Consider the following 15,082-nt stretch of genomic DNA (forward strand, 5'->3'; position numbering starts at 1 on the left):
TGCCCGCGTGCCCGAAGGTAAAGAAGGCGTCGCGGGCCGCGGGTCGGGATAATCAGGGCATGGTCGCGCCGCCTCCCCCCGTCCCCGAGTCGGTTCGGCGGTTGATCGGGGATCTGGTTGATGTGGGTGGGGTGTACTCGCTCGTCCTCATGGGTGGGTACGCCGTGCTGGCGCACGGGCTCGTGGGGCGGGCCGGGCCGGACGTGGACGTCGCCACCGAGCATCCCGCCGCGATGGACGGCATCGCCGACGCCGTCCGGGCCGGGCTGGTGGAGCGCGGGTGGCTGGTGCGGAGCCTGGAGACCGACCCGCTGTCCGCCCAGTTCCTCGTCACCGACCCGGCGACCGCCGAGGAGTACGGGGTCGGCGTCCACAAGGAGGTGCTGTGGCGTCCGCCCGTGGTGACGGAGCTCGGGCCGGCCCTCTCCCTCGACGACCTCGTCGGTACCCGCGTACGGGACCTGGCCGACCGCGGTCTCGCTCGTGACCTGGTCGACGTGCACGCCGCCTCGGCCCGCTGGAGCCACCCCGAACTGGAGGAACTCGGCCGCCGCCACTCCGACGCCTTCGACCTCAGCGACCTCCAGTCCCGGCTGACCGGCACGGACTGGCTGGACGACAGCGCGTTCACCGCCCGCGGCCTCGACGTCCGGGACGTCGCGGGGCTCCGCCGATGGGCCCAGGAGTGGGCCGACGACATCGCGGAACGGCTCATCGAGGGCGAGGCCCCCGACGAGGAGTGACCCGGGCTAGGAGTGACCCGGCCGAGGAGTGACCGGTTGTCCGCCGTACTTCCCTGGGCCGGTCCTACCGGTCGGTACCCTGACCCGATGGGCAAGGGGGCAGGCGGGCAGGTCGGGGTCGTCGCCGCGCTGGTGCGGGCGGCGTTCCTGGTGGACGGTGTGTACGCGGAGACCAGCCGGGCCTACGGGCTGACCCCGCAGCAGGGACAGCTGCTGTGCGTGCTCATGCCCCAGCCGTACGGCATGGGTGAGCTCGGGGAGACACTCGGGCTGGCGAAGTCGAGTCTGACCGGGCTGGTGGACCGGACGGCGCAGCGGGGGCTCGTGCGGCGGGAGGCCGACCCGCGCGACGGGCGGGCCGTGCGGGTCGGCCTGACCGAGGAGGGGGCGGCGCTCGCCGGGAGGTTCTACGCCGAGACGTGCCGCCGGATGGAGGCGCTGCCCTCCGGGCTCAGCGGCGCCGAGCGGGACCGCCTGGCCGTGCTGCTGTCACGGGTCGTGGTGGACAACGAGGTTCCTGAGGTGTTCGCGGAGACCGAGGCCGCCTCGGGCTCCGAGGAGCGGACGTACGGCTAGTGCCCCGACAGGCAACGTTCGGGGCACCCCCACTCGCCGCGCCGGACGCCGCTCCTTGACGGGCACACGTTGGCTGCCGCGGCACTAGGAGAGCCGTTCCGGCACCGTCGCCGGTGCGCGTTCTGTGCGCCTCGCCGCCGCCATCAGCAGCAGCGTCACCGCCACCGAGCCCGTGGCCGTCGCCGTCATGGCCGAGGCCGGTGACGTCAGTTGGGCCACCGACCCCGCGAGTGCCGCCGCCGCACCCTGCATCGTGAGTCTGCCCGCCGAGTCCAGCCCCAGGGCCTGCCCCGCCAGCGTGTCGGGTGTCAGGGCCATCAGCCGCTCCTGCTGCACGAGGCTCGCCCCGAAGCCGACCGACGCCAGCGTGACGGCGACCGCCGCGAGCGGAAGCGGTGGACGCAGGACGAACGGTACGTACGGGACGGCCAGGATCAGCAGGAGCGGGAAGCCCAGGCGCGGCCGCAGACGGGGTGGGAGCAGGCGGCCCACCAGCACGTCCCCGGCCAGCATGCCCAGCGCGGCACAGGCGAACAGGGTGCCGGCGGAGTCGGGCGCGTAGGAGACGTAGAGGGATTCGCAGCCCACCACCAGGCCGTTGGGGATCCAGAGGGCCAGATAGACCTGGCGGCGGGGCGCGGAGGACCACAGCAGCACGTTGGCGCGCCAGGTCGCCGTCACCGAGGGGCGGCCCGTCGTGCGCGGCGGGCGGCGGGTCAGGCCGAGGCGGACGACCACCGCGCCCAGGACGTACAGGGCGGCGGCCACCATCAGGGACACCCTCGGGGACAGCAGCGCCACCAGGGCGCCACCGGTCGCGTAGCCGGTGATCTGCATGAGGCCGGTCATCATGTTGAAGACCGAGCGGCCCAGCAGATAACCGACCTTGGAGAGGATCTCGTTCAGCAGGCCCCAGCGCACTCCCCCGCCCACCGACTCCACCAGCCCCTTGGCCAGGACGATCGCGAGGATCCCCCAGACCGGCAGTCCGGGCAGGGCCAGGGCGGCCGTGGCCGCGGCGAAGAGGAGGTGCAGGGTGGTCAGGGCCGCACGAGGGGGGAGCCGGTCGGCGGCCGAGAGCAGGAACGTCGCGCCCAGCACCTGCACGAGCGACGAGCCGAACATGCTCACCGCGGACAGCAGCGGCGACTCGGTCGCCCGGTACACGAGAGTGCCCAGGGCCAGTCCGCTCATCGTCCGGGCGATCGTCTGCACCGAGCCGGACAGGAAGAACGGGGTGAACTCCGGTGTGCGGAACAGTTCGCGGTAACTGCGCATGTGACGGAGTCTGTGGCGCCGCGGATCGCAGGGTTATCGTTTCGCGCACATGCGAAACATCGGGGGTCTTCCATGGGCTGGTGGCAGATCAACGCCGACACCCTGGCCGGCAGCCGGTTCCTGATCTCGCCGTTCGCGGAGGCCTTCGGGAGCCTGCGGCTGCTGCACGGGGCCGTGGCCGCGCATCCCGGCGAGCGCGGCTGGCTGGACGCCCATCTGCCCGACTACCGGCGGCGGTTGGCGCGGGATCCGGTGACCGCGCTGCTCGTCAGCGCCGGGATCGGGCGGGACTGGACGGCCGACTTCCTCTCCCCCACCCCGCGCGACGGGGAGACCTTCGAGGAGGGCGTCGCGAAGGTGCGGGCGGCCGACCCGGCGGCGGCCCGCTCCGATCTCACCCTCTCCCTGCGCGGCCCGGTCCCGGCCCGGCTGCACCGGGACGACCTGCCGGAGCGCGCGGCGGACCTGCTGACGTACGTCTGGGCCACGGCCGTACGACCGTACTGGCCGCACCGGCGGCGCATCCTGGAGGCCGATGTGGTCGCGCGGACCGCGCAGGTCAGCAGGGGTGGCTGGGCGTCGGCGCTGGGCGCGCTGCGGCCGGGGACCCGGTGGCTCGGCGAGAACCGGCTCCAGGTCAACGCGCGCGACTATCCGCCGCGCGAGATCTCCGGCGCGGAGCTCGTGTTCGTGCCGATCACCACGCAGCGCATCGGCTGGGTGTCCTGGGAGGGCACGGACCGGTACGCGCTGGTCTACCCGTGTGCGGGTGCCCTCGCCGACCCCGATGCCAGGACCGCTCCCGCCGGCCTCGGCGCGCTGCTCGGAGCCGCCCGCGCCGGTGTGCTGGTCCGGCTCGGTTCCCCGCTCAGCACCAGCCAGCTGGTCGCCGTGACCGGCCAGGGCCTCGGGTCGGTCGGGCGGCATCTGCGGGTGCTGCTGGACGCCGGGCTGGTGGAGCGGCGGCGGGCGGGCAGGTCGGTGCTGTACTCGCGGACGGCGGCGGGGCAGGTACTGGTGGATGCCGCCGAGGCCCGCAGCCGGCACGGCACCCGGCGGAGCTAGGCTCCCGGCATGACGAATACCAACGGTTCCTCTCCCCTCGACGTCGAGATCGGTGCGCTGCAGGGCGGTTCCGCCGCCCTGTCCCAGTACGCGGGCAAGGCGGTGCTCGTGGTGAACGTCGCCTCCAAGTGCGGCCTGACCCCGCAGTACACGGGTCTGGAGAAGCTCCAGGAGCAGTACGCGGAGCGCGGGTTCACCGTCCTCGGCGTGCCCTGCAACCAGTTCCTCGGTCAGGAGCCCGGCAGCGCCGAGGAGATCGCCGAGTTCTGCTCGGCGACGTACGGCGTGACCTTCCCGCTGACCGAGAAGGTCGAGGTCAACGGTGAGAACCGGCACCCGCTGTACGACCGCCTGACCGGCTTCGCCGACGCCGAGGGCCACAGCGGGGACATCCGCTGGAACTTCGAGAAGTTCCTGATCGGCCGGGACGGCCAGGTCGTCGCCCGCTTCTCGCCGCAGACCGAGCCGGAGTCGGCGGAGGTCGTGGCGGCGGTGGAGGCCCAGCTGGCCTGAGAACCGACCCGGTTGACCTTGCCCCTGGGGCAGGCCCGAGTGTCCTCGTCGTCGGGCGGAAGAGCCGCCCGATGACGGAGGATGCCGTGGTGGACGTACCGGACCGGGACCTGCTCACCATCGGGGCGTTCGCCGCGCGCGCCCGGCTGTCGGCCAAGGCGCTGCGGCTGTACGACCGGCTGGGGCTGCTGTCACCGGCGCATGTCGACGAGACCACCGGCTACCGCTACTACCGCGCCGGCCAGGTCGAACGGGCCCGGCTGGTGGCGATGCTGCGGCAGCTGGACATGCCGCTCGCCCGGATCGCCGAGGTGGTCTCGGCGGGCGACGGGCCGGCGGCGGCCGAGCTGCTCGGCGCGTACTGGGCGAACGTCGAGGCGCGGGTGGCGGGGCAGCGGACGCTCGCCGAGTACCTCCGTGGACGGCTGTCGGGGAGGAGCTCCGAGATGTACGAGAAGTTCGCGGTGGAGACGGTGGACGTGCCCGGGCAGGTGGTGATCAGCGAGACCCGGCATCTCCTGGCGGGCGAGCTGCCCACGTGGATCGGGGCGTCGCTGGGCCGCCTGGAGTCGGCGGCACGGGAGTGCGGCGGCGTCGCGGCGGCGCCGTTCGTCGTCTACCACTCCGAGGTGTCGATGGAGAGCGACGGACCGGCCGAGGCCTGCGTGCCGGTGGCCGACGAGGCGGCGGCCCGGGAGTGGGTCGAGCGGCACGGCCGGGCCCGTGGGACGACGGTACGGGTGGACCCCGCCCGGCGGCTGGCCTACACCCGGATCACCAAGGCGCAGGTGGCCCATCCTCAGATCATGGCGGCCTTCGAGGCGGTGGAGGAGTGGATCACCCGGGAGGGCCTGGAACAGGCGGGCCCGTGCCGGGAGGTGTACTTCGCGGACTGGGACGCGGCGGGAGCCGGGGACCCGGTGTGTGACGTGGCGTTCCCGGTGAGCTGACCCCTCTTCGGGGGCCGGGCACGAGCGGAGCCCTCTCGGCTAGGACGGCGATGCTGGTCGAGAGGGCTCTGTCGGTGGTGCTTGTGCTGTCGTCGTTCGGTGTCTCAGGACTTGACCGAGGCCACGAAGGCGTTCCACGCGTCGGCGGGGAACGCCAGCTTGGGGCCCTCGGGGATCTTGGTGTCACCGAGCTCCAGCGCCTGCTCGACGGTCGACCTGACCATCACACAGGCGCCGTTGTTGTTGGTGTAGGAGGACGTCGTCCACGTTTCCGTGGCGCCCAGACGAATTGCCATGTTCGCTCCGTAGCCAGTTGCGTTTACGCCAACCCGTGCTGGTGGTTGGCGTGATCGACGCTACTCGCCAACATCCTCTTTCGGAGCAGCCATTCACTCGACTGGATGGCATATTCCAGGGGAGACTTCCAGTCAGGCGTGTCAGGGGTGTAGCATCCCGCGCTTTGCCCGACGAAAGGTCACCCGACGGCTGGTCAGCCCCGCGCGTAGTCCTTCGCCAGGCGCTCGACGAGCTGCCGCGACTGGTCCACGTTCAGCGACTGGGCGCGCAGATGCTCGTACATCACCGTGTACTTCTGCACGTCGAGCGGCTTCTCCAGATACAGGTCGCTGGTCACGCCCTCGATGTACACCACGCTCGAGTCGGCCGCGTCGGCGAACTCCAGGATCGAGTACTGGCCGTTGATGCCGGCGTGCGCGCCGACCTCGAACGGCAGCACCTGCACGGTGATGTGGGGCAGTTGCGACATCTCGATGAGGTGCTCCAGCTGCTCGCGCATCACCTGCCGGCTGCCGACGACCCGGTGCAGGGACGCCTCGTCCAGGACCACCCACAGCCGCAGCGGATCGGTCTCGGCGGTGATACGGCCCTGCCGGCGCAGCCGGACCTCGACGCGCTTGTCGTTGTCCGCCTCCGAGGCCTCGGGCGAGCCGCCCCGGATGATGGCCTCGGCGTACGCACGCGTCTGCAGCAGGCCGGTGATGATCTGCGGTTCGTAGACCCGCAGCGACTCGGCGTCCGTCTCCAGGCCGATGTAGACGCTGTACGGGATGTCCCCGAAGGCGTGCCACCAGCCCTGCTGCCGGGAGTCCTTGGCCATCTGCATCAGCGAGTCGACGATCCGCTGGTCCTCGACCTCGTAGACCCCGCACAGGTCGCGGACGTCCCGCTGGCTGATGCTGCGCCGGCCGTTCTCCAGCCGGCTGATCTTCGACTGCGACACCAGCAGCCGCTCGGCGACCTCTTCGGCCGTCATGCCCTTGAGCTCACGGAGCCTGCGCAGCTCCTGGCCGAGCCGGCGGCGCCTGACGGTGGGATTGACATTGGACGCCACGGGACGTGCACCTCCGGCTGCGTGCCTCTACTTTGCGTATCTGCTGCTGAGCAGACTGCCACCAAGGCGCTTACTACCGCTGGGAAACGGTGGATATGCGGCGGGTACCCGCCAGTTCGGACACGGGCACGCCGAGCGGGGCGGGGAGAGTGTGTGCTCTCCCCGCCCCGCTCGGACAGCGGCTCCCGTGACCGGGCTCTGGGTGCGGCGTGGTGTTCGTGGTGCGGCGCGGCTCAGTGGGCCGCGGCACGCGCCATGGTTCCGTGGCGCGGTTGCATCGGAACACCGCGGGCGGGTTCCGGTGCGGGCCTGGCTCCGCCGGCGGCCTGACGGCCGGACGGGGCCGGGCTGCGGCGCGGCTGGGCCGCCACGCCGTTCTGGACGTCCATCACGGCGTGCGCGACGAGACCGCCCATGGGGTCGTGCCTGATCAGGTCCCGCAGCCGGGAGCGAGAGGAGCGTCCCTCGTTGCCCGGGTACAGGTGCTTGCCGAGGCCGACCGCGTGTGCCAGGGCGGCGAGCGCGGCGGTCCGCGGGTCCGGCGGTACGCCGGTGCGGATCGCCGAGTCCAGCCGGGCCCTGATCTCCCGGCTGATTTCGGTGTCCGTCGCCTGGTAGCGAGTCGTCGGCAGCACTCCGCACATCTGGCCCGCCACGGCATGCACCATGCCGCACCGCTCCAGATGCGAGAGGTAGGTCTGGCGAAGCCCGAGACGCGGCCCGCCAATCCAGTTCACTGCCCGCACGGGAGCGCCGCGCCTACGCAGCAACTCCAACGCGCAGTCCAACGTTGGGTCTCCAGTCGGCCGTGGGGCTACCACGGCGATACGATCCCCGTCTGGGGCTATCCGTCCGGCCAGCGCCAGCTCTACTAGCTGTGCTCCGGCCAGACCGAGGTCGAGCGACTGCGGCTGCGCAGTGGTACCCGTGGCCGGGTCCAATGCCAGCAGCAGAAGCTCCTCCGGAAGTGTTCTGCGGCTCCTGCCCATCCATGCCTCCCCGCGTGGATGAAAGACAGGGTGACCCCTCTCACATTGGTCTGTCGAGGGTGCGTGACCGGTTCGTAGTGGAACCAGTAGGTATGTCGTTCTCGTCTACCGGGTGGGTTCAGTGCGCGCACAGGACACTGGTACATGGTTCGGACAGCGCGGGAAAGCGGTGTCAGGGCGGCGGTTCACGGTTCGGTACGCGCACGCGGGGAGTGCGGCGCGAGGAGGAGGCATCGGTGGCGGGCGAGTCCCCCGACAGGTCGAAGCAGCGCGAGTCGTCGGCAGAACGGACGTCGGGGAGCGCGAGTCCGGTTCCCGAGGCCAGGAGCGAGTCCGCCGATCCGCGGCTCGCGATGGCCAGGGAGGCGAAGAGGTCCTCGACACGCGGAGGCGTCGACACGGCGACCCGTGTGCTGTCCGTGCGGACGGACGAGGGGCCGGAGGACGAGGACACGGAGCAGGGCGAGAGCGACTCCGGCGCCGAGGACGCGGGCGCGGACGCCGAGAAGGACGAGGGCACCGGAGAGTCCTCCGGCTCGGGTGAGCGGAGCGAGGGCGACTCCGACTCCGCCTCCGGTGACGGCCGGTTGCGGGACGCCGTCGCCGCGTGGGTCGCGTCGGCGGACGAGGACGAGGACGAGGACGGGAAGCCTGCCGGTACGGAGGCCCAGGACGCGGACTCCGAGGACGCCGGAAAGGATTCCGCGGACGACGGGAAGGCCGGTAAGGCCGGGAACGCCGGGAAGGCTGACGCCGAGAACGCGGACGACCCGGCCGGGGAGACCGAGGAGACCGAGGAGACCGGGGAGACCGGGGCGGCGGGAAGCGGGAACGACTCCGCCGAGGCCGAACCGGACACCGAGGCCGACCAGGAGGCCGAGGACGACGCGGCCGAGAACGCGGACAAGCCCGCCGCCGCGGCCGGCAAGCACGCCGAGGACGACGACGAGGCCGAGAGTTCGGGCGAAGCCGAGAGTTCGGGCGAGCCCGCCGCCGAGACCGGCAAGCACGCCGAGGACGACGACGAGGCGGAGAACGCGGACAAGCCCGCCGCCGCAGCCGAGAAGGTCACCGAGGACGACCATGAGGCGAGTGACAGCGCCGAAGAGCCCGCGGACGCCCCGGAAGGCGGCCAGAAGGCCGTAGAGGCGGCGTCTGAGGCCTCTCAGAGCCACGAGGCCGACGGGGCCGACGAGGAGGCCGAAGAGCGAGAGGCGGACCGTTCCGCCACGGACACCGACGCCGCCGACGACAAGGCCGAGGCCGAGGCCGCACCCAAGGCCGACACGGACACGGACGACACCACCGACTCCGACCCCGACCCCGACTCCGACGCGGACTCCGACGCCGACGGCACCGACAAGGCCCCCAAGGCGGACGACGACGAGGACGACGGCGACAAGGCCACCCCCGAACCCCCGGTCGACCAGCCCACCGCCGTCTTCAAGGCCCCGCGGCCGCCGGTCGACCAGCCGACCACCATGCTGAAGCTCGGCGGGGTCGCGAAGGACGTCAAGGGCGCCAAGGGCGTCAAGGACGTGCCCGAGAAGGAGTCCGAGCGGACCAGCAAGTTCGTCGCGCTCAAGCCGCTGGACGACCCGTCGACGCGCAAGCCGGCGTCCACCGGACAAACCGCACCGACGGCACCGACCGCAGCGCCCGCAGCGCCCAAACAGGCCGCCCCCGCCGACGCCACGGCCCCCGTACCCACCGTCAGCCCCGAGCGGACCACGCAGCAGCCGCTGCCGCCCAAGCCTCCGCTGGACCTGCTCGCGGAGCTGACCAACACCCCGCCGCCGCCGGACACCCCGCTGCGGACGGCCGTACGGCGGGTGAAGATCTGGACGCCGCTGGCGCTGCTGCTGGTGGTCCTCCTCGGGGTCGTGCAGAGCGTGCGCCCGCTGCCGGCGCCCACCCTCGAGCTGACCGCGAAGGACAGCTACACCTTCGAGGGCGGCAAGCCCGACATCCCGTGGCCGGACAAGGGCCAGGCCGCTCTGGACGTGCAGGGGATCGGCACGTTCGGGTCGTCCGGTGAGCAGAAGCCCGTGCCGATCGCCAGTGTCGCCAAGGTCATGACCGCCTATCTGATCCTGCGCGAGCACCCGCTGAAGAGCGGCGCGCCCGGCCCGAAGATCGAGATCGACCAGGCCGCCGAGGACCAGTCCGACGCCGGCCAGGAGTCCACCGTCGACGTCACCAAGGGCGACAAGATCACCCAGCGGGAGGCTCTGGAGAGCATCCTGATCGCGTCCGCGAACAACATCGCGCGCCTGCTGGCCCGCTGGGACGCCGGTTCCGAGAAGTCGTTCGTGCAGAAGATGAACGACGCCGCCAAGGACCTCGGCATGAAGAACACGACGTACACCGACCCGTCGGGTCTGAACAACACCACCGTCTCCACGGCCGTGGACCAGGTGAAGCTCGCCAAGGCCGCCATGCAGCAGCCCGCCTTCCGCGAGGTCGCCGCGATGATGTCGTACGTCGACTACAAGGGCACCAAGCACGACAACTGGAACCGTCTGGTCGGCTACAACGACGTCACCGGCATCAAGACCGGCACCACCACCTCGGCCCTCGGCAACCTCGTCTTCGCCGCGAAGAAGGACGTCGACGGCGAGACCCGCCGGATCATCGGCGCCGTGGTGCGCCAGCCCGCCGGCGGCCCCGACAACACCATCCTGGGCGCCGCGCTCCACGAGGGCGACCAGCTGATCCGGGCCGCCCAGGGCGCGCTGGAGTCGGCGACGATCCTGAAGAAGGGCGATGTCGTCGGGTACGCGGACGACGGTCTCGGCGGCCGTACGCCGGTCGCCGTCACCGAGGACGTCACGGCCGTCGGCTGGGCGGGCCTGTCCGTGAAGCTGACGTTCGCCGCGGACGAGCTGCCGCACGTGGCGAAGGCCGGTACGAAGGTGGGCACGCTCACCGTCGGCGACGGCACCACCAGCGCGGTCAAGGTTCCGGTCGCCCTCCAGAAGGACCTCGTGGAGCCGGGCTTCGCGGACAAGCTGACGCGCCTCGGCTGAGCCGGGACCGCCCGCTCGCACCACCGCACCCCACCGGGTGAGCGCCCGTCCGGGCGCCGCCCGGTGGGGTGCGTGCTAGCGTCGCGAATCGGGCAGGACTCGGTTGCCTGCGGCACGGCCGTGAACCGCGGACCAACGGGACACGGCCGGGAGCGGAAGACGAGAACGAGACGTCGAGAACAGAAGACGGGACACGGGGAGTGCCTTCGAGTGGCCACTGCGGAGCCGACACGCGCCGACGACGCCGATCCGGGCCCGGTATCCGGCCCGCGAATACGCCTGTCCGCACCACGGGACACCGACCCGCGGGGCGCCGGCACCACGCGGGAGGCGGGCACGCGGGAGGCGGGCACGCGGGAAACGGGCACGCGCGATGCCGGGATGCGGGAAGCCGGCGCCCGGGAAGGCCGCGACGGCCCCGGCAGCCGTGACGGCGACGTGCCCAGCACCCCTGGCGCCTCCGGCACCCGCGAAACCACCGGCGACCCCGGCACCCCCACCCCTGGCACCCCCGGCACCTCCGACTCCCGGATGCCGGGCGTCCTCCTGACCCTGCGTGAGCGCATGCTGCGCCACCCCGTCCTGTCCGTCACCGGTCTGGCCGGAGTGCTCCACGTCGTCTGGTTCTTCACGTTCGCGAACAGCGGTGGCGATCTGGCCGCGCAGGACGCGTGGGCCGAGTTCGTCGGCCGGCACCCGGACTCGGCGTACAACCTCGCCTGGTACGGCGGGATGCACCCGGTCTCGTACAGCGTGGTGTCGCCGTACCTGATGTCCGTGCTCGGCGTGCGGACGACGATGATGATCGCGGGGACGGTCTCGGCCGGCCTGCTGACCCTGCTCCTCATGCGCAGCCGCTCGGTCCGCAACCCGCTCTGGGCTGCGCTGGCGGGCGTGTTCGGGCTGTTCTGCAACGCGGTGTCCGGGCGGGTCACGTTCGGCCTGGGCATGATGTTCGCGCTCGGCGCGGTCGCCGTCGTGTTCTGCTGGCCGTACCGCTGGCGCTACAAGCGCTGGGCGAAGGCCCTGTCCGCGGCGCCGCTGGCCGCGCTGGCCACCATGTCGTCGCCGGTCGCGGGCCTGTTCGTGGGCCTGGTGGCGGTGGCGCTGTTCCTGCAGAAGCGGCGGCCCGGCGCGTGGGCGCTGGGGCTGGCGCCGACCGCGGTGGTGGCGATGTCGGCGTGGCTGTTCCCGTTCTCGGGGACGCAGCCGATGACGTGGGCCTCGGTACTCCTGCCGCTCGCGTTCTCCGTCCTGGTCTACGTCCTCGTGCCGGAGGAGTGGAAGACGGTCCGGCTGACGGCCGCCGTGTACGGACTGAGTGTCGTGCTGGTGTGGCTGATCAGCAGCCAGATCGGTTCGAACATCACGCGTCTGGCGATGCTGTTCGCCGGGGTCGCGCTGGTGGCCGCGCTGCCGTTCACGGTGCCGCGCAGCCGCGGCTGGTACGCGGTCGTCGTGGCGTTCGTCGGCTTCGTCGTGTGGATCGGCTTCAAGTCGGTCGACGACATCGTCCACACGGCCCCGGCGGCGAACTGGTCGCGCGAGCTGGCCCCGCTGGTCAACGAGTTGCAGGAGGTCGGCGCCGAGAAGGGCCGGGTGGAGGTCGTCCCCGCCCGTTCCCACCGCGAGGCCTCCGCCCTCGCCCCGTACGTCAACCTGGCCCGCGGCTGGAACCGGCAGGCCGACATGGAGCGCAACCCCCTCTTCTACGACGACACGCTCAACTCGGCGAACTACCACGAGTGGCTGAAGCGCTGGGCGGTGCACTACGTGGTGCTGCCGAAGGGCGAGCCGGACGGTGACGGGGGCCAGCGTGAGCGGGCGCTGGTGCGGCGCGGGCTGCCGTACCTCAACCAGGTCTGGGGTGACGCCACCTGGCAGTTGTTCGAGGTGACCGCCCCCACCCCGCTGGCCGAGCCGAACACGGTCGTCGACCGGGCCGAGCAGGGCGAGATGGTGCTCCAGGTGAAGAAGGCGGGCCGGATCCTGGTCCGGATCCCGTACTCGCCGTGGCTGAGCATCGTCGACGAGGAGGGCAAGAGCCTGAAGCCGCCGCAGGAGACGCCGGCGTCCAGGAACCGTCCCGAGGGCGAGCCGAAGACGTACGTCAACGTCAACGGCTGTCTGACCGAGACGGTGGAGGACGCGCAGGGCGACAAGTGGACGGAACTCCTCGCCCCGAAGGCGGGGACGTACCGCCTGGCGGCGCCTTACCAGCTGCCCCGGGGGACGCCGTGCCCGGAGGAACTGCGCTGACCGGGGTGGGTCCGGCGCGCGATAGGTTGCCCGCCATGACCGAGTTAGGACCCGTCGCCTGGCCCCCTGCCCCGATACGGACCGAACGGCTCGTGCTCCGCGAGTCCGAGGCCCGCGACCGTGCGGCGTTCGTCGAGCTGTTCGCGTCGCCGGAGGTGCACGCCTATCTCGGTGGTCCCCGGCCGCGTGACGAGCTCGACCGCGCGATGCCCGAGGCGCCCGGGCGGCGCCCCGGCCTGTTCGTGATCGATCTCGACGGAGCGATGATCGGCCTGGTCACGCTTGACCGGCGCGAGGCGGAGCGTCCGGGTCATATCCGTGCGGACGGCGGGGAGGTCGAGCTCGGTTACACGTTCCTGCCGCAGGCGTGGGGACGCGGGTACGCCGCCGAGGCGTGCGGGGCGGCGCTCGGCTGGTGCGCCGACGCGCTGCCCGGCGAGCCGGTGGTCCTCTGCACCCAGACCGCCAACGCCCGCTCGATGCGCCTCGCGGCGAGGCTGGGGTTCACCGAGGTGGAGCGGTTCGAGGAGTTCGGCGCCGAGCAGTGGTTCGGCGTGCGGTCCCCGGTCGCGCCGTCCGGTTGAGCCCGGCGAGCCCGGCCTGGCGCCTTCCTGTCAGCGCAGCCGGTCCACGTACGTGTCCGTGCCGGGCACCGTCGGGACGAACGGCGCCACCAGCTCCACCCTGCCCAGTCCCGACTCCGCCACGGCCGTGTCCAGGCCGGTGAAGTGCGCTTCCCAGCACTCCCTCGGGTCCGTCCGCAGGAACCACAGCAGGGTCAGCCGGGTGTCCACGCCCTCGACCTGCTTGACGTAGGTCATGCGGTCGCCGGGGAGCGGGGTGGGCCGGAAGACGGTCACCATCGCCGCCGGTGAGCCCGCGAGGCGCCCCGGCAGGTGGCGGGTGCGCAGCCACTCCAGCAGTGCGGTGCGCTGCTCCGCGGTGTCCGACTCGACGACCTGGAGGACCAGGCCCGCGTAGGGGTGGTCGAGGGCGTGGACGTCGCGTGGCCCCGCCGCGCCGTCCCGGTACACCGTCGCCTCGTGGTCCTGGAAGGCGGTGAGGACGTGCGTGCGGTCGTGGTAGACGCGGGCGTCGCGGCCCAGGCGCTTGTTGATGGCGACCGTCCAGCGCATGTGGTCGTCGTAGCGGCCGGCGGTGATCCAGTACGTGGAGAGGTAGCAGCCGGCGGTGACCGGCTGGGCGACGGCCGACTTCTCCGGGTAGCGCAGGAGTTGCAGGTCCCGGGTCGCCACCCAGCGGCGGCCGGCGTACATCCAGGGCATCGCCATCGCACCGGCGTAGTAGTGGTCGTCCTCGTACCAGCGGTTGTAGGCGTACTCGTGGCCCGGGTGCGGTTCGACCATGGTGATGAGGGCGTGGCCGGGGTGGGTGCCGTAGGGGCCGACGGCGGCCAGTTCGGCGTACAGCTCGCTGCGGGTGTCCTCGCTCATGCCCTTCCCCTTCTTCGGCGGCTGACCCATACTCTGACGCTCCGTCAGATAATGCGCCAGGGTTCCGGGGAGGTCTGCGATGTCGTTGCTCGCGGGGAAGACGGTCGTCGTGTCGGGGGTCGGGGCCGGGCTGGGGAGGCAGGTGGCCGCGGCCGTCGTACGGGACGGCGGCCGGGCCGTGCTCGGGGCCCGTACGGAGGCGAACCTGGCGAAGATCGCCGAGGAGGTCGATCCGGAGGGGGCACGTACGGCGTACCGCGCGGTCGACATCTGCGACGAGGCCCGGTGCGAGGCGCTGGCCGCTCTGGCGCGGGAGCGGTTCGGCGGGATCGACGCGGTGGTGCATGTGGCGGCCCTGGACAGTTACTTCGGAGGGCTGGAGGACGCGGACTTCGAGTCCTGGCGCTCGGTGCTGGACGTCAACCTGCTGGGCACGCTGCGGATGACCCGGGCCTGCCTGCCGGCGCTGAAGGAGGGCGGGGGCGGATCGGTGGTGTTCGTCGGGACGCAGTCGGCGGTGGCGGCCCCGTCGCAGGTGCGGCAGGCGGCGTACGCGGCGTCGAAGGGGGCGCTGACGAGTGCGATGTACTCGCTGGCCCGGGAGCTGGGGCCGTACCGGATCCGGGTCAACACCGTGCTGCCGGGCTGGATGTGGGGGCCGCCGGTGCGGGCGTACGTGCGGTTCGCGGCCCAGTCGGAGGGCGTGTCCGAGGCGACCGTCCTGGAACGGCTGACCGGGCGGATGGCGCTGCCCGATCTGGCGACGGACACGGACGTGGCCGACGCGGCGGTGTTCCTGGCGTCGGACCGGGCGCGGGCGATCACCGGACAGTCGTTGCTGGTCAACGCCGGGGAGTTGATGCGGTGAGTTCATG

14 protein-coding genes are annotated in these 15,082 nt (G+C 72.0%); 9 read left to right on the forward strand and 5 right to left on the reverse strand.

Going from position 1 to position 15,082, the window contains the following annotated elements:
• Window positions 1-59: 59 nt before the first annotated feature.
• Window positions 60-743, forward strand: a complete 684-nt coding sequence (locus SSQG_RS16645; protein WP_003990962.1) for a hypothetical protein — start codon at window positions 60-62, stop codon at window positions 741-743.
• A gap of 87 nt (window positions 744-830) precedes the next feature.
• Entirely contained in the window at window positions 831-1,319 is a 489-nt protein-coding gene (locus SSQG_RS16650; protein WP_003990963.1) for a MarR family winged helix-turn-helix transcriptional regulator, read from the forward strand.
• A gap of 84 nt (window positions 1,320-1,403) precedes the next feature.
• Here SSQG_RS16650 and SSQG_RS16655 read toward each other — a convergent pair whose 3' ends face one another.
• Window positions 1,404-2,597 (reverse strand): MFS transporter, encoded by a 1,194-nt coding sequence (locus SSQG_RS16655; protein ID WP_003990964.1) that lies wholly within the window; start codon window positions 2,595-2,597, stop codon window positions 1,404-1,406.
• Window positions 2,598-2,669: 72 nt separating this feature from the next.
• On the opposite strand from SSQG_RS16655, the gene SSQG_RS16660 reads away from it, so the two are divergent.
• From SSQG_RS16660 to SSQG_RS16670, 3 genes are all read left to right on the forward strand, one after another.
• Window positions 2,670-3,662: a helix-turn-helix domain-containing protein gene (locus SSQG_RS16660; protein WP_003990965.1), complete on the forward strand. Its 993-nt coding sequence runs from the start codon at window positions 2,670-2,672 to the stop codon at window positions 3,660-3,662.
• 9 nt (window positions 3,663-3,671) lie between these two features.
• Complete coding sequence (locus SSQG_RS16665; RefSeq protein ID WP_003990966.1) at window positions 3,672-4,175, forward strand: glutathione peroxidase; 504 nt, start codon at window positions 3,672-3,674, stop codon at window positions 4,173-4,175.
• A 71-nt stretch (window positions 4,176-4,246) separates the two neighbouring features.
• Window positions 4,247-5,125 carry a MerR family transcriptional regulator gene (locus tag SSQG_RS16670; protein WP_003990967.1) on the forward strand — a complete coding sequence of 293 codons (879 nt, stop codon included), beginning with the start codon at window positions 4,247-4,249 and terminating at the stop codon, window positions 5,123-5,125.
• Between the two features lie 104 nt (window positions 5,126-5,229).
• On the opposite strand, the gene SSQG_RS16675 is transcribed toward SSQG_RS16670, so the two are convergent.
• The 3 genes from SSQG_RS16675 to SSQG_RS16685 all read right to left on the reverse strand — a co-directional run bounded on the left by SSQG_RS16675 (window position 5,230) and on the right by SSQG_RS16685 (window position 7,465).
• Window positions 5,230-5,421, reverse strand: coding sequence for a DUF397 domain-containing protein (locus SSQG_RS16675; RefSeq protein WP_003990968.1), 192 nt, complete (start codon window positions 5,419-5,421; stop codon window positions 5,230-5,232).
• 194 nt (window positions 5,422-5,615) lie between these two features.
• The gene (locus tag SSQG_RS16680) at window positions 5,616-6,476 is read right to left on the reverse strand and encodes a helix-turn-helix domain-containing protein (RefSeq protein WP_003990969.1); all 861 of its coding nucleotides are present in this window, start codon (window positions 6,474-6,476) and stop codon (window positions 5,616-5,618) included.
• A 233-nt stretch (window positions 6,477-6,709) separates the two neighbouring features.
• Window positions 6,710-7,465, reverse strand: coding sequence for a GOLPH3/VPS74 family protein (locus SSQG_RS16685; RefSeq protein WP_003990970.1), 756 nt, complete (start codon window positions 7,463-7,465; stop codon window positions 6,710-6,712).
• A gap of 236 nt (window positions 7,466-7,701) precedes the next feature.
• On the opposite strand from SSQG_RS16685, the gene SSQG_RS16690 reads away from it, so the two are divergent.
• From SSQG_RS16690 to SSQG_RS16700, 3 genes are all read left to right on the forward strand, one after another.
• Entirely contained in the window at window positions 7,702-10,494 is a 2,793-nt protein-coding gene (locus tag SSQG_RS16690; RefSeq protein WP_003990971.1) for a D-alanyl-D-alanine carboxypeptidase, read from the forward strand.
• A gap of 210 nt (window positions 10,495-10,704) precedes the next feature.
• Complete coding sequence (locus tag SSQG_RS16695) at window positions 10,705-12,753, forward strand: MFS transporter (RefSeq protein ID WP_003990972.1); 2,049 nt, start codon at window positions 10,705-10,707, stop codon at window positions 12,751-12,753.
• 35 nt (window positions 12,754-12,788) lie between these two features.
• On the forward strand, window positions 12,789-13,337 hold the full coding sequence (locus SSQG_RS16700; protein WP_003990973.1) for a GNAT family N-acetyltransferase: 549 nt from the start codon (window positions 12,789-12,791) through the stop codon (window positions 13,335-13,337).
• A gap of 30 nt (window positions 13,338-13,367) precedes the next feature.
• On the opposite strand, the gene SSQG_RS16705 is transcribed toward SSQG_RS16700, so the two are convergent.
• The gene (locus SSQG_RS16705; RefSeq protein ID WP_086025166.1) at window positions 13,368-14,207 is read right to left on the reverse strand and encodes a hypothetical protein; all 840 of its coding nucleotides are present in this window, start codon (window positions 14,205-14,207) and stop codon (window positions 13,368-13,370) included.
• A gap of 79 nt (window positions 14,208-14,286) precedes the next feature.
• Here SSQG_RS16705 and SSQG_RS16710 point away from each other — a divergent pair, with 79 nt between their 5' ends.
• Entirely contained in the window at window positions 14,287-15,075 is a 789-nt protein-coding gene (locus SSQG_RS16710; protein WP_003990975.1) for an SDR family oxidoreductase, read from the forward strand.
• Window positions 15,076-15,082 lie beyond the last annotated feature (7 nt).

The sequence above is a fragment of the Streptomyces viridochromogenes DSM 40736 genome (assembly GCF_000158955.1).
Classification (GTDB): Bacteria; Actinomycetota; Actinomycetes; order Streptomycetales; family Streptomycetaceae; genus Streptomyces; species Streptomyces venetus.

Bases quoted from the DNA above. Each gene is read 5' to 3' on its own strand.
- SSQG_RS16645 (WP_003990962.1), top strand. From the start codon at position 60: ATGGTCGCGCCGCCTCCCCCCGTCCCCGAGTCGGTTCGGCGGTTGATC.
- SSQG_RS16650 (WP_003990963.1), top strand. From the start codon at position 831: ATGGGCAAGGGGGCAGGCGGGCAGGTCGGGGTCGTCGCCGCGCTGGTG.
- SSQG_RS16655 (WP_003990964.1), bottom strand. From the start codon at position 2,597: ATGCGCAGTTACCGCGAACTGTTCCGCACACCGGAGTTCACCCCGTTC.
- SSQG_RS16660 (WP_003990965.1), top strand. From the start codon at position 2,670: ATGGGCTGGTGGCAGATCAACGCCGACACCCTGGCCGGCAGCCGGTTC.
- SSQG_RS16665 (WP_003990966.1), top strand. From the start codon at position 3,672: ATGACGAATACCAACGGTTCCTCTCCCCTCGACGTCGAGATCGGTGCG.
- SSQG_RS16670 (WP_003990967.1), top strand. From the start codon at position 4,247: ATGACGGAGGATGCCGTGGTGGACGTACCGGACCGGGACCTGCTCACC.
- SSQG_RS16675 (WP_003990968.1), bottom strand. From the start codon at position 5,421: ATGGCAATTCGTCTGGGCGCCACGGAAACGTGGACGACGTCCTCCTAC.
- SSQG_RS16685 (WP_003990970.1), bottom strand. From the start codon at position 7,465: ATGGGCAGGAGCCGCAGAACACTTCCGGAGGAGCTTCTGCTGCTGGCA.
- SSQG_RS16700 (WP_003990973.1), top strand. From the start codon at position 12,789: ATGACCGAGTTAGGACCCGTCGCCTGGCCCCCTGCCCCGATACGGACC.
- SSQG_RS16705 (WP_086025166.1), bottom strand. From the start codon at position 14,207: ATGAGCGAGGACACCCGCAGCGAGCTGTACGCCGAACTGGCCGCCGTC.
- SSQG_RS16710 (WP_003990975.1), top strand. From the start codon at position 14,287: ATGTCGTTGCTCGCGGGGAAGACGGTCGTCGTGTCGGGGGTCGGGGCC.